Source organism: Nocardia canadensis, from assembly GCF_032656385.1.
Lineage (GTDB): Bacteria > Actinomycetota > Actinomycetes > Mycobacteriales > Mycobacteriaceae > Nocardia > Nocardia canadensis.
In genome coordinates, this window is sequence record NZ_JAVCWB010000008.1 from 1,391,296 (window position 1) to 1,404,465 (window position 13,170).

At 64.7% G+C, this 13,170-nt stretch carries 12 protein-coding genes and 1 pseudogene; 8 read left to right on the forward strand and 5 right to left on the reverse strand.

Translation table 11 applies throughout. The features are described 5' to 3' along the window. Positions 1–4: 4 nt before the first annotated feature. Positions 5–1,222 (reverse strand): thiolase family protein, encoded by a 1,218-nt coding sequence (locus Q7X29_RS20300; RefSeq protein WP_316575064.1) that lies wholly within the window; start codon positions 1,220–1,222, stop codon positions 5–7. A gap of 110 nt (positions 1,223–1,332) precedes the next feature. On the opposite strand from Q7X29_RS20300, the gene Q7X29_RS20305 reads away from it, so the two are divergent. From Q7X29_RS20305 to paaI, 4 genes and pseudogenes are all read left to right on the forward strand, one after another. Further along, the gene (locus tag Q7X29_RS20305; protein WP_316575065.1) at positions 1,333–1,941 is read left to right on the forward strand and encodes a TetR/AcrR family transcriptional regulator; all 609 of its coding nucleotides are present in this window, start codon (positions 1,333–1,335) and stop codon (positions 1,939–1,941) included. A gap of 77 nt (positions 1,942–2,018) precedes the next feature. Then, complete coding sequence (gene paaZ / locus Q7X29_RS20310; RefSeq protein WP_316575066.1) at positions 2,019–4,046, forward strand: phenylacetic acid degradation bifunctional protein PaaZ; 2,028 nt, start codon at positions 2,019–2,021, stop codon at positions 4,044–4,046. After that, positions 4,043–4,354 (forward strand): EthD family reductase, encoded by a 312-nt coding sequence (locus Q7X29_RS20315; RefSeq protein ID WP_316575067.1) that lies wholly within the window; start codon positions 4,043–4,045, stop codon positions 4,352–4,354. Before paaZ ends, Q7X29_RS20315 begins: the two co-directional genes overlap by 4 nt. Before the next feature lie 62 nt (positions 4,355–4,416). Further along, positions 4,417–4,821: pseudogene (paaI, locus tag Q7X29_RS20320) on the forward strand (hydroxyphenylacetyl-CoA thioesterase PaaI); the annotation flags it as partial. Positions 4,822–5,265: 444 nt separating this feature from the next. Here the strand turns inward: paaI and Q7X29_RS20325 are convergent. From Q7X29_RS20325 to Q7X29_RS20340, 4 genes are read right to left on the reverse strand one after another with little or no spacing between them, the layout of a single operon-like run. Beyond that, on the reverse strand, positions 5,266–6,666 hold the full coding sequence (locus tag Q7X29_RS20325) for an FAD-binding protein (protein ID WP_316575068.1): 1,401 nt from the start codon (positions 6,664–6,666) through the stop codon (positions 5,266–5,268). Between the two features lie 17 nt (positions 6,667–6,683). Further along, positions 6,684–7,475 carry a cyclase family protein gene (locus Q7X29_RS20330; protein ID WP_316575069.1) on the reverse strand — a complete coding sequence of 264 codons (792 nt, stop codon included), beginning with the start codon at positions 7,473–7,475 and terminating at the stop codon, positions 6,684–6,686. Positions 7,476–7,489: 14 nt separating this feature from the next. After that, on the reverse strand, positions 7,490–7,933 hold the full coding sequence (locus Q7X29_RS20335) for a RidA family protein (protein WP_316575070.1): 444 nt from the start codon (positions 7,931–7,933) through the stop codon (positions 7,490–7,492). A 27-nt stretch (positions 7,934–7,960) separates the two neighbouring features. Then, complete coding sequence (locus Q7X29_RS20340; protein ID WP_316575071.1) at positions 7,961–8,815, reverse strand: LLM class F420-dependent oxidoreductase; 855 nt, start codon at positions 8,813–8,815, stop codon at positions 7,961–7,963. A 586-nt stretch (positions 8,816–9,401) separates the two neighbouring features. Here Q7X29_RS20340 and Q7X29_RS20345 point away from each other — a divergent pair. The 4 genes from Q7X29_RS20345 to Q7X29_RS20360 all read left to right on the forward strand — a co-directional run bounded on the left by Q7X29_RS20345 (position 9,402) and on the right by Q7X29_RS20360 (position 13,167). Then, positions 9,402–10,241 carry an alpha/beta fold hydrolase gene (locus Q7X29_RS20345; protein ID WP_316575072.1) on the forward strand — a complete coding sequence of 280 codons (840 nt, stop codon included), beginning with the start codon at positions 9,402–9,404 and terminating at the stop codon, positions 10,239–10,241. Next, on the forward strand, positions 10,238–10,780 hold the full coding sequence (locus Q7X29_RS20350; protein ID WP_316575073.1) for a VOC family protein: 543 nt from the start codon (positions 10,238–10,240) through the stop codon (positions 10,778–10,780). Before Q7X29_RS20345 ends, Q7X29_RS20350 begins: the two co-directional genes overlap by 4 nt. A gap of 166 nt (positions 10,781–10,946) precedes the next feature. Then, a complete protein-coding gene (locus Q7X29_RS20355) occupies positions 10,947–12,164 on the forward strand; it encodes a cytochrome P450 (RefSeq protein WP_316575074.1) in 1,218 nt (405 codons plus the stop codon). A gap of 286 nt (positions 12,165–12,450) precedes the next feature. Continuing rightward, positions 12,451–13,167, forward strand: coding sequence for a fumarylacetoacetate hydrolase family protein (locus Q7X29_RS20360; protein WP_316575396.1), 717 nt, complete (start codon positions 12,451–12,453; stop codon positions 13,165–13,167). Positions 13,168–13,170: the final 3 nt, after the last annotated feature.

Consider the following 13,170-nt stretch of genomic DNA (forward strand, 5'->3'; position numbering starts at 1 on the left):
GTGGTCACGGCGCCTCCACCAGCATCGCGACACCCTGGCCGACGCCGACGCACAGGGTCGCCAGGCCGCGGCTGTGGCCATCGCGCTCCATACGCCCGAGGAGAGTCAGCAGGATTCGGGCCCCCGAGCATCCCAGTGGATGGCCGAGCGCGATGGCGCCGCCGACGGTGTTGACGACTTCCTCGTCCAGCTTCAACTGCCGGATCACGCCGAGCGACTGGGCGGCGAAGGCTTCGTTGAGCTCCACGGCCCCCAGATCGTCCCGAGTCCACCCGGCCCGGTCCAGCGCTTTGAGCGTGGCCGGCACCGGCCCGAGTCCCATCACATTGGGCGCGACGCCGGCGCTGGCGCCGGCCACGATCCGCGCGCGTACGGTCAGCCCGTGCTCGCGCACCGCCGCCTCGCTTGCCACCACCAGGGCGGCCGCGCCATCGGAGAGAGGTGAGGACGATCCGGCGGTGACGATGCCGTCGGCGCGGAAGACCGGTCGCAGCCGAGCCAGCCGTTCGTAGGTGGTGTCCGGGCGCGGCGTCTCGTCCGCAGTGATCTCGGTGCCGTCGACCGTGACCGGTACGATCTCGCGGTCGAAGTGCCCGGCAGCGGCAGCGGCAGCGGCGCGCTGCTGGCTGCGCAGGGCGAACTCGTCACTGTCAGCTCGGGTGATGTTCTCGGCCGCGGCCACCTCCTCGGCTGTCTCGCCCATCGAAAGCGTCACCTTGCGCACATGCGGCGGGTCGCTCAGCACACCACGATCTGCCTCGACGAAACGCGGATTGGTGAATCGCCAGCCCAACGCGGTATCGGCAAGCTCGCCGGGTTTGGCCCAGGGAGCGCCGGGTTTGGCCATCACCCACGGGGCGCGGGTCATCGATTCCACGCCCCCGGCGACAATCACGTCGGCTTCGCCGGCGCGGATCATGGCCGCGGCTGTGCCGATGGCGGTCAGGCCGCTGGCGCACAGCCTGTTCACGGTGAACCCGGGGACGGCATCCGGCAGCCCCGCGAGCAACACCGCCATCCGCGCAACATTGCGGTTGTCTTCACCGGCCTGGTTCGCCGCGCCCAAGATCACTTCGTCCACGGCGTCGACGGGCACACCGGACCGGCGCACCGACTCGGCGATCACGGTGGCTGCCAGATCATCGGGTCGCAGTGCCGCCAGTGCGCCGCCGTAGCGCCCCTGCGGGGTCCTCGCCCCGTCGACGAGATACACGTTCTGCACGATTGTCACTCCTGTCGTCGCTGACTCAAGTATTACCGAACATTCGGTCGGTAATCAACCTTGCATTTGCCCATCGACTTTCGAATCGCCCCACCTGGGAAGATGTCCCCATGACTGCCGAACGCGCCACTCGCCGGTCGGGACCCGGACGCCCGGGCTACGACCTGGACTCATTGCTGTCCGTCGCCGTGAAGGTTTTCAACGAGAAGGGCTATGACGGCACCAGCATGGAAGTGCTGGCCAAGCGACTCGGGATCACGAAATCCTCGATCTATCACCATGTCTCAGGCAAGGAAGAGTTGCTCGAGCTGGCGCTGTCGCGGGCACTCAACGCCCTTTTCGCCGCAACCACGGAACCACAAGCCACCAGCGGCAGCTCGGTCTCACGGCTCGAATACCTGGTTCGCCGGAGCGTGCATGTCCTGGTGGCGGAGCTGCCCTACGTGACGCTTCTGCTGCGCGTGCGAGGAAACAGCGCGGTCGAGCGGCGCGCACTGGCGCGTCGACGCGAATTCGACGAGTTCGTCGCCACCCTGGCCAAGGATGCCGCCGCCGAAGGTGACCTGCGCCCCGACATCGACCCGTCGCTGATCAGCCGCCTGCTGTTCGGCATGGTCAACTCCCTGATCGAGTGGTACAAGCCCCGCGGCGATCACGGCGCCGACCAACTCGCCGACGCGGTTGTCGCCATGACCTTCGAGGGCTTGCGAACTCACTGACCATCTCCCGTCCTTGACAGGAACCGATTCCGCAGGGATGGTAATTACCGACCGAACGGACGGTTGAAGGAGATGTGGTGAGCAGACTTCTGCAAAGTTATGTGACAGGGAGCTGGTACAGCGCGCCCGACGAGGGTTCGCCGGTGCACAGCGCGGTCGACGGTAGCGAGATCGCCCGGATCTCCTCCACCGGCCTGGACTATGCCGGCGCGGTGGACTACGGGCGAAGCGTCGGCGGTCCCGCACTGGCGGCGCTGACCTTCCACCAGCGGGCCGCCGGGCTCAAAGAACTCGGCCAGGCGCTGATGGCGGGCAAGCGGGAGTTCTACGAACTGTCTCGCGCGACCGGCGCGACGGACCGGGACTCCGGTATCGACATCGACGGTGGTATCGGTACGTTGCTCAGCTACGCCAGCCGGGCCAAACGTGAACTGCCGAACGATACCGTGGTACTCGACGGCGCCGCAGAGCGACTGGGCCGGACCGGCACCTTCCTCGGGCAGCATCTCTACACCTCGCGCCGCGGGGTGGCCGTTCAGATCAATGCGTTCAATTTCCCGGTCTGGGGATTCCTGGAGAAGCTGGCGCCCGCATTCCTCGCTGGACTGCCCACCATTGTCAAACCGGCCGGGCAAACCGCGTATCTGACCGAGCTGGTGTTCCGCCGGATCATCGAATCCGGCCTGTTGCCCGAAGGTTCGGTGCAGCTGGTGTGCGGCAGCGGGCAACCGTTGCTGGATCAGCTGGGCGGCCAGGACTCGATTTTGTTCACAGGCTCCGCCGACACGGCCGGCGTACTCCGCACCCACGAAGCGGTGGTGGCCAACGGTGTCCGGTTCAGCGCCGAGACCGACTCGCTCAACGCGTCCATCCTCGGCACAGACGTGACCGCGAACTCCGCCGAGTTCGATCTGTTCGTCAAACAGCTGGTGACCGAAATGACGGCCAAGGCCGGTCAAAAATGCACCGCCATCCGCCGCGCGTTCGTGCCGAACTCCCTGGTGGAAGACGTGATCGCCGCGACTAAGGCTCGGCTGGACCGCGTGGTGACCGGACCGGACGCCACCGAGGGCATCCTGATGGGCGCGCTGGTGAGCGTCGAGCAGCGCGAGGAGGTTCTGCAGGCAGTGCGTGGGCTGGCCAAGAGCTGCGAGATCGTCCACGGCTCGACAGAGCCGCCTGCCGGCCCCGGCGCCTATCTGCCGCCGATCCTTTTGCGCTGCAACGACAACGCCGCCGACGAGCCGCACGACATCGAGCCGTTCGGCCCGGTCGCCACAGTTATCGGCTACACCGATATCTCCGATGTCGTCGCCCTCGCCGCCCGCGGCCAGGGCAGCCTTGTAGCCTCCGTGGTAACCGGCGAGACAACGCTGGCCCGTGAGATCGTGCTCGGTCTCGCGCCGTATCACGGCCGGGTGCTGGTCCTGGACACCGTGGACGCCAAGGAATCAACCGGTCACGGGTCGCCGCTGCCGGTACTGGTACATGGTGGCCCCGGCCGCGCGGGCGGTGGCGAAGAACTCGGAGGCATCCGCGCGGTGCTGCACCATATGCAGCGCACCGCGGTGCAGGGCAGCCCGGAGGTCCTCACCGCTGTCGGCAACCGCTGGGTGGCTGGTGCAGCGCAGGTGAGTGACGGTGTACACCCATTTCGCAAGGACATCGGCGAGCTCCGCCTCGGAGACACCATCGTCGGCGGCCCACGCAGGGTCACGCCGGACGACATCGCGCACTTCGCCGAATTCACCGGCGACACCTTCTACGCACACACCGATCCTCGCGCGGCGGCGGACAATCCGCTCTTCGGCGGCATCGTCGCGCATGGGTATCTGGTGGTGTCGTTGGCCGCCGGGCTGTTCGTCGACCCCGCACCGGGACCGGTGCTGGCGAACTTCGGTGTCGACAACCTGCGTTTCCTGACCCCGGTCAAGGCCGACGACGAACTCACCGTGACGCTGACCGCCAAGCAGATCACGCCGCGGAGCGGCGCGGACTACGGAGAGGTCCGTTGGGACAGCGTCATTACCAATCAGAACGGGGAGGCCGTCGCCGCCTACGACGTGCTCACCCTGGTTTCGAAGCCGAAGGGCGACAACGTATGAAACCGAGGATCGCGGTCTGCTACGGCATCCCCACCGACCCCGCCGCATTCGACGAACATTACCGTAGCGTGCACATCCCACTCACACTGAAGGTGCCCGGTCTGGAGGAATTCACCTGGGCCAAATGTGCATCACTGGACGGCTCCGCACCGCCCTACTATGCCGTCGCCCATCTGAGCTTCGAGACCGAGCACGCGCTACGACTTGCCTTGGTCTCCCCCGAGATGAGGGACGCCGCGCGCGACGTGCGCAATTTCGCCACCGGTTCGGTGACGATGTACATCGAACACCTCGAACCGAGCTCATAGCCGCTGTGCGGGCCGCGATTCCGCGGCCCGCACATTCTTTTCGCACCCTGTGGAGATCCAGAATGACATCCCTCGAGCACACGGCTCCGAGCCCGGCAGAGGCCATGTTCGAAGCCGACACCGCCTCCCGGGCACTCGGAATCCAGATCGTCGAGCTCACGCCCGGCCACGCTGTTGCGCGGATGACGATCACCGATTCGATGGTCAACGGTCACGGCATCACGCACGGCGGATACGTCTTCCTACTCGCCGACACGACCTTCGCGCTCGCCTGCAACAGCTACGAACGTCCAGCCGTCGCCGCCCACGCCGATATCCACTATCTGAGGCCCACTCACTCCGGCGACGTTCTCACCGCCCGAGCTGTAGAACGGGTGCGCTACGGCCGCAACGGCATCTACGACGTCACCGTCACCGACGCCGGCGGAACCCAGGTCGCAGAGTTCCGTGGTGACAGTAGGACTATCACAACTCGCGGCGTGTCTCGAGATGAGGCCGGCCGTGAGGAAAGCTCCGGCGTGGTCCAGGTGCCGACAGCTGCCATGCCGGCACCCGAGGGCAGCAACAAATCGTGGTGATCGTCGCGCTCTGCGAACCTGGAATGTCATACAACCGTCGGCCGGGAGTACGGCATCGTGAAGTCCGCGGCGATGGCGGGCGCCAGATCTCACCGCGGCAGTCTCAGGGCCGCGCGCATTCACAGATACAAGCTGGCCTCGTCGATCCATCGGTACTCAACGACTACTCGATTCAATCAGCGAATTATCTCGGAACACAAGTTGGCTCGACATCGCCAACTGTCCACCACCGATGCGCCGCTGCCTCCTGGTGACACTTGCATCAGGAGGCAGCGACATCGTGCTAGTACTCGGCGTGGACCCGTAGAGGGTCAGGCCCCCAGGTCCGCATCATCAATTCGGCAGGCGTCCTGCGGCTTCGCGGCCGGCGATCCGACCGAAGGTCACAGAGCGAAGCACTGAGAGCGCTCCAGGATATTCCTGGTACCACACCCCAGTCACCACTCCCGCTGCGTAGAGATGAGGAATCGGCGTTCCGCTTCCCGTGACGACTCGTGCCCTGGTGTCGGTCCTTACGCCACCGAAACAGAATGTCACTGCCGCGGATGCCGGAAGCGCACAGAACGGCGCCGTACGAATCGGCATCGCCCAGTTCGACTTCTCGATAGTCAGGCCCGAGGTTCGCTTACCATCCTTCTTGGATTGATCGAACTCGCCATCGCTCACCGCTGCGTTGAACGCTTCAACGGTTGCCGCGAATCTCGTGGCGTCGACACCCATCGCCGCGCCGAGTCCCTCAATGGTTGCGGACTCGTATGGCGCCACATCCGTCTGGTTGAGGAACTCGAACCCGGGCAGGGCCGCAGCGTCCGCATCGTAGACGAAGTACGCCAGATTTCCGTGATCTCGCCAGACCGTCCACGCGAGGTACTCGTTGATCCCTTCGAAGGTTCGGCTGCCCTCATCGATGAACCGCTCACCAGCCCGATTCACCATGATTCCGTACGGTGCGCCGAAGACCCCGGGATCCGGCTTCGTTGAACGTGGATCGACAAGTTCCACGTGCAGCATGTCGAACTGCCCGGCCGTACTGCCGCCGACCTCAGTCGCCATCCGCAACCCGTCGCCAAGATTGTGGCGCAGCCCTGGAGCGACGGGACGGATCTCGCCTGCACGTGGGCCGACGTACTGGGTGAGCAATTGGTAGTTTCCTTCGAAACCACCTGATGCGAGAACGACTGCGCCCGCACCGACGTTGCGCGTCAGGCCGTCCGCACCCCGGACGACCACACCGACGATGCGGCCTTGTTCGTCTTGAGTCAGGCGCAGTGCCTCGGTCTCGTACAGGAACGTGGTGCCGGGATGAGCTTCGATCCTCGCGGCGAATGCGTCGACGAGCGAAAGGCCACCACCCTCGACTGCCCCGTAGTTCGATTCCATGGCGAACGGCGGCGGCGTGTGAGTGACAGTGACACCGTTCGCTTGCATCCACTTCACCGAGTCACCGCCGAGTTCGCGCAACGTCGCGAAGTACTCGCGGTCGAATGCCGGGTCGGAGTCGAGGACTCGTTCCACGATGCCGGCATCGACGGTCCCGTCGGGATCGACCATGACGTTCACCCATGACCACCGTGTCGCACCGCCGCGCTCGGCCTTGGTGCTGCGTTCGATGATCGCCACCGTCGGGGTCCTACCGCGCTGGCCGGCCTCTTCGATGAATCCGAGGGCCGCCGAAAGACCTCCCGCACCGCATCCGATCACCACGAGATCGAACGTGTCCTGCTTCGTCGTCATGCTCTTGTCCATCCTTCTCAACCACGCGGCACAAACGCGAAGACACGGGCTGGTGCGCCGGTACCGCCGACAAGAGGCAGCGGCGCGACGACGATGAAGGCGCCCGCCGCGGGCAGACGGTCGATGTTCCGCAAGGACGTGAGGCCGTACTTGTCCGCGCCGAGCAGATAGTAGTGTCCGGGCCCGAAAGCTCCCGGATCTTGTTCTTCCGCAGCCGGTTCTTCCGACGGACCCGCTCCCATATTGTCGATCCCGATGGCTTCGACGCCGTATCCGCTGACGTTCGGGTGACCCGCGAGCCATTTCGCCGCCGCCAGTGAGATTCCCGGCCAGCCCTCGGGGCCGGCGAACCGCGCCGGATCTGAACCGTGGACACTCCAGCCGGTACGGACGACCACCCACGTGCCGGGCCGGAATCGCCCGAATTCGGCTTCCCACTGTTCCAGGTGCCCGGTCTCGAGCAAGAACGTCTGGTTTTCGGCGACCTCGGCGGTCAGGTCGATGACGGCGACCGGCCCGACCAGACGCGTGGGTTCGATCTCATCGACCGACTTGCCGTCTTTGCCGCTGATCCAGTGTCGCGGCGCGTCAACGTGTGTTCCGGCGTGTTCACCCAGGGTGATATCGCTCCACTTCCAGCCAGGGCCGGCTTCGTCGAAGTTGCTGACCGGGTGGAACGTCAGTGGCGCTGTCGCCGCGAACGGCGCTGGCACGGGTACAACCGGTGTCGCGTCGCTCAGCGGGGTCGTGAGGTCGATGACATCCACGGTTCCTTGTGCGATGCCGTCGAAAATTTCGCTGATGCTCATGTCCTTGACTTCCTCTACTGCGATGGTGATGCGGACGATTGCGGCAGGTAGGCGTTGGCCTCGATCTCGACCTTCATGCCCGGTGCCAGGAACTCGGTGACATAGCCGTGGCCGATGAACCCCCGGTTGGGGAGGCGTTCCCTGAATATGTCATTGAGCGTGCCGAAATCCGCTGCGTCGCTGAGCATCGCCCTGATCTCGTAGACGTCGTCGAACGTCGCGCCCGCGGCCGCGAGCACCTTCTCGATGCTGTCGAAGGCCGAGTTCGCCTGTTCGAGAAAGCTATCCGGCATTCGTCGCTCTTCGATCGTGCCGCTCAGGTTGGTCAAAGCCGATGTTCCGGAGATGAACAGCCACGGTCCGATCTGCACCGCGCGGTCGAAGTGGCCCGCGGGTTCGGCCAGCGTGTCGGGGTTGATCGCGACGATCCGGTGGGGCTCTATGGTGTTCCGAGCCATTCGCTGCCTTTCTGTTGTTGCGTCCGATTATTCCGGCCGCATGAGTGGGTCGATGAATTCAGCCAATTTGTCCAGAAGACCGAGAGTTTCGCCCGTCGGCAGCGTCGGCATGAGAAAGACCGACCGTTCGACTCCCGATGTCGCGTACACCTCGATCTCGGCGGCATCCACCGGGGCGCCGAGTACGGTCACCGGCACGGGAGCTCGTCCGGCCTCGGCGGCCTTGTTCAGCAATTGCCCCAGCATCGTGTGCAGGCGTTCGACCGGTTGACCGATCATGTTCGGCAGCCACCCGTCCCCGTATTCGAGCACCCGGTCCAGAACCGTTGGTCCCATTCCGCCGACGAGGATCGGCGGGTGCGGCCGTTGAACAGGTTTGGGCCACATGTAGCTGGGCGCGATGTCGAGATGATGACCGTGGAACTCCGCCACCTCCCGAGACCAGAAGGCCTTCATCGCCTGGATGCGCTCCCCTACCAAGGACAATCGGGTAGCAGGGTCGGTGCCGTGGTGGCGCATCTCTTCGCGTAGCCACCCAGTACCCACACCGAACAGAAAGCGCCCATTGCTGAGCAGATCGACGGTTGCGACTTCTTTTGCGGTGTGGATGGCATCTCGCTGAAAGACCGCGCAGATGCCCGTACCGAGCTTGATCTCCTGGGTGACTGCCGCGGCAGCACTCAGCGCCGCGAACGGATCCAACGATCGATAGTAGGAGGACGGCAGGTCGCCGCCGCCCGGATACGGGGTCTGCCGGTCTGCGGGGATATGTGAATGCTCTGGGATCAGCAGTGATTCGAATCCGCGTTCCTCGGCCGCCTTGGCCAGTACGTCGGGGCGAACGCCTTCATCGGTCACGAAAGTAGCTACGCCGAACTTCATGGTGTCCGCTCCTGTCGACCGGGTGGTTCGCAGCGGTTGGTCATCGGCGACATCCGTAGCCGCTCGTTCGTCGGGGAACAGCGCAGTGTGCGTCGAGGTGTGTGTACATGCGGCAAAGCTAGAACCCAGGACGCCTCCCGTCATCTAGTAATCCACAAGCAACCACACGATGTCTTCGTGAAGTCCACAACCCCGAAGCACGCCGGGGTAGCGGCCGTGTCTGCCCAAGAATCGATCCGACCTGAAACCTTTTCACGATTCCCAGAATTCACCGCTCCAGAATCAGGTCAATACGCAATTGACCCGAGTCCCGATCCACACCTAACGTGTGAGACGGATCTCATCCGCCACAGCCGGGGCCCACAATCCAGGAATGCTCGGGCCATCGATTCTCGTACAGGCACTGGACAGCACGGAGATCCCATGCCCAGGCCAAACACCGAAGCCGTTCGTGAGGTGATCTCCGTCCAGCACCTGCGGCGGCCCCGACCGGGGACCAGAGTGCGCACCAAACCGATCGCACGATCGTCAGGGAATGCGCATCGATCGATTAGCAGTCACGAATCACACGAGGATATGAATACCAATGCAAAACAAACCCACCAACAGAATGCGTCGCCACTACACCGACGGCGAATACGGACAGATACACTTCCAAAGCTTCGAATCGGGCCGTCCCATCGTGCTCCTGCACCAGTCGATCATGACAGGTGATCAATTCGCGGCCGTTTTCGAACCGCTGATCGCCCGCGGCTTCCGCCCGATCGCTATCGACATGCCTGGATTCGGCATGTCGGATGCACCGCGGACGCCTCCCACGATCGACGAGTACGCCACGTGCGTCGCACCGGTGCTCAACGCTCTGGGCATCGAACGCGCCGCTGTGGCCGGCCATCACACCGGCAGCATGGTCGCCACCGCCGCCGCGATCGCACACAGCGATCGCATCAGCGCTGTCATTCTGCACGGCGTCGGCAATATCGCTGCCGCCGACAACGGACGAGAACTGATCAATGCCGTTGTTGCACAGGAGAAAGCCTTCACGCCGTTGCCCGGTGCGGCGCATATGTGCGAGATCGCCGCACTGCGGGAGAGCTTCCCAGAGCCGGTCGGTCCCGACAGGATCAGTGACTACGTGGTGCAAGCGATGCTGGCCTGGCAACGAGGGGCGTACTGGTACGGACATTCCGCGGCGCGCTCATACGACCACGACGCAGCCTTGCCGCTCATCTCGCAGCCGACCTTGATCCTCACCAACACCGGCGACGTCATGCACGAGTACGCCGCCGGCGGACGCGCTCTACGCCCCGACTTCGCCTACGTGGAGATCGACGGTGGCGGCATCGACATCTGCGACCAGAAGCCCGCCGCGTGGGCCGACGCGATTGCGGACTTCCTGCTCGCGACCGAGGAAGGAATACTGTGACACCTTCCGATCCCGAGAACCGGAGCCCCGGCCTCGACGCGTTGGGACTGGGCGAGGTATTCCACCTGGCTTTCGCCGTTTCCGATCTTCACGATGCAATGGGCGCCTACCAGTCGCTCGCCGGTGGCACCCGTACGGATCCAGCCGATCTCGAAGCGCTGGTGCACGCCCCCTTGTTGTCGAGCGAGCCGATCCGTATCCGTGGACGTGTGTGCTGGCTGGTCGGCAACCATCCCCCGATCGAATTCTGGCAAGGCGAACCCGGCTCACCATGGCATTCGGATCGACCCGGCATGGACTTCCACCACGTCGCCTACTACGTCGACGATCTCGACGACGCCGCAACAGCGCTGAGAGCCAGCGGATTCGAGATGGAGTTCACGCCATACCACCGCGGTGACGGCATCCTCGGCTTCGCCTATCTACGTCACCCGGGCGGCCTCCGGGTCGAGATTCAGGGGTCGGCCGATCGTGCGGCCATGGAGGCATGGATGAGAGGCGAACCCCTGGTCATCGACTGGTTCGACGAACTGCAGTAGGTCGTCCCAGCCGTTCGGCACGACTGCCGACCGTGGAAACCTCCAGAACCAGCCCCCCGATTTCTCGATTCCCCCAATGGATTGCGCCCCGCCCACGGATACGTTGGCGACAACATCGTGACGCACCTCATGTCGTGGCAATGATGCCGCGTCAGACAGGACGGAAATGGTAACAATCACCACAACCCTGAATCCGGCAGATCCGGCCTTCGCGACCGATCGCTATTCGGTCTACCGCCACCTGCGGGACAGCTTGCCCGTCGCCCGCATCGAGGTCAACGGACACGACGCGTATGTGCTGACGCGCTACGCCGACGTCAGCGCGGTTTTCAAGACATCGTCGGCGCGCGTGCAGCCACACGCCGGACAGTTCCCTCCGCACATCGGCACCGGTCCGGCATCGGAGTTCTACCGATTCTCGCTGCCCTCGATGGATGCGCCATCGCACACTCGGCTGAGAAAGCTCGCCTCGGCGGCCTTCTCGGCGCGCGCGATGGCCGGGATGCGCGGCTGGGTGCAGGAGATCATCGGCGCCGGCCTCGATCGACTGACCGAGATGGACTCCGAATTCGACTTCGTTGCCGAGTTCGCCGCCCGGATACCCGCCGAGATCGCCTGTCGGCTTCTGCACGCGCCGATGTCGGACGCGCACACAGTTCTCGAGCGAATGCCCGACCTCAACGCGGTGCTCAGCCACGGTGACCTCAGCGTGGAAGGGCTGGCCGCAGCCGACGCCGCGGCACAGTTCTACATCGACTACATCGGCGATCTGGTCGACACCCTGCGCGGCAAACTGGATGCCGACGACGCGGTCGGGGCCCTTCTGGAAGCCGAGGAAGACGGCTCGAAGATGACCAGGACCGAGCTGATCATCACCCTGGTCGGGTTCTTCGTCGCCAGTTACCACACAACGATGGTTGCGATGACGAACACGGTGTACGCCCTCGCGGCGCACCCGGATCAAATGCGCGCCCTGGCCGCGGCGCCCGATCTCGCCCCGCGCGCGTGGGAAGAGGCATTGCGCTTTCTCTCACCGGTGCATTTCATTCACCGCTATGCGGGAGAAGACCTGACGCTGCACGGCCAGCGCATTCCCGAGGGAAGCCAACTGCTGCTCGCCATGGCAGCGGCGAACCGTGATGAGCGCTTCTTCGACGAGCCCGACCGATTCGACGTCGAACGAGCCAGTATCCGGCATTTGGCATTCACCGCGGGTGGACACTACTGCCTCGGCGCGCCACTGTCGCGGCTGGAGGGCGACTACCTCTTGCGCGAACTGCCCGCGCGTTTCCCCGACCTCCAGGTCACGACCGAATGTCCGGACTGGGGCACCGATCTCAGTTTCCCGTTCATGCGCTCGATGACAGTCGTCACCGGTCGCTGAGGTCACCGACACCGGATATGCGACATCTACTGCCCTGCAGCGTGTTACGCGCTGCCTCACTGTGGAATGCGAGTGCATCATGAGTCTGCGGATAGTCAGCTTCGCGGTGGCGGGTCGCCTCACGCCCGGCGTGCTGACCGATGACGACGCCGTTGTCCCCCTCGTCCCGCTCTTGGCTCGCCGGGGCATCGAGATCGGTTCGGTACGCCAGGTCCTGGCGCTGTGGCAGCAGTTGGCCCCGCTCGTGCGAGCCGAACTCCACACCGGAGACACCCGTGCTGTGCCGATGGCCGAGGTTCAGCTCGGTCCGCCGATCCCTGATCCCGGCCAGGTAATCGCGGTCGGTTTCAACTACGACACCCACACCGACGGGCAGTCCGACCTGCCACAGCGGGCAGCTCCAGTGGTCTTCATGAAGAGTCCGACCAGCATCAGCGGGCCGAACGACCCGGTCGTCCGGCCCGCCGCGACTCGAGCCCTGGACTACGAGGTCGAGGTGGCAGTCGTGATCGGGCGTCCCGGCTACCGCATTCGCAGCGAACAGGCAGCCGACCACATCGCCGGTTACATGCTGGCCAACGACATCACAGCGCGTGATGTCGCTCTTCCCCATGGGTTCGACTCCTCACCGTTGCAGGCCCAGATCATTCGGGGCAAGGGATATCCCACCTTCTGCCCGACCGGGCCATGGCTACTGGCGCCCGAGGCCGACACCGCAGATGCGACTTTCGGGTTCGAGCTGTCCGTGAACGCCGAGCTGCGACAGGCCGGATCGACCAAGGACATGGCGCTGGGATTCGCCCAGATCATCGAATCGGTCAGCGCGACGCTCGCACTGCGTACCGGCGACATCATCCTCACCGGCACTCCAGGCGGCTGCGGGTTCCAGTTCGATCCGCCCCGCTACCTGCAGGCGGGCGACGTTATCGAAGCCCGCTCACAACAGCTGGGCACTATGCGGTCGATCGTCTGCGACGAGCCCGCCGACGTCTTCCGGAGGTAACCG

Coding starts and splice junctions, on each gene's coding strand:
- Q7X29_RS20305 (WP_316575065.1), top strand. CDS start 1,333: ATGACTGCCGAACGCGCCACTCGCCGGTCGGGACCCGGACGCCCGGGC.
- Q7X29_RS20315 (WP_316575067.1), top strand. CDS start 4,043: ATGAAACCGAGGATCGCGGTCTGCTACGGCATCCCCACCGACCCCGCC.
- Q7X29_RS20325 (WP_316575068.1), bottom strand. CDS start 6,666: ATGACGACGAAGCAGGACACGTTCGATCTCGTGGTGATCGGATGCGGT.
- Q7X29_RS20330 (WP_316575069.1), bottom strand. CDS start 7,475: ATGAGCATCAGCGAAATTTTCGACGGCATCGCACAAGGAACCGTGGAT.
- Q7X29_RS20335 (WP_316575070.1), bottom strand. CDS start 7,933: ATGGCTCGGAACACCATAGAGCCCCACCGGATCGTCGCGATCAACCCC.
- Q7X29_RS20340 (WP_316575071.1), bottom strand. CDS start 8,815: ATGAAGTTCGGCGTAGCTACTTTCGTGACCGATGAAGGCGTTCGCCCC.
- Q7X29_RS20345 (WP_316575072.1), top strand. CDS start 9,402: ATGCAAAACAAACCCACCAACAGAATGCGTCGCCACTACACCGACGGC.
- Q7X29_RS20355 (WP_316575074.1), top strand. CDS start 10,947: ATGGTAACAATCACCACAACCCTGAATCCGGCAGATCCGGCCTTCGCG.
- Q7X29_RS20360 (WP_316575396.1), top strand. CDS start 12,451: ATGGCCGAGGTTCAGCTCGGTCCGCCGATCCCTGATCCCGGCCAGGTA.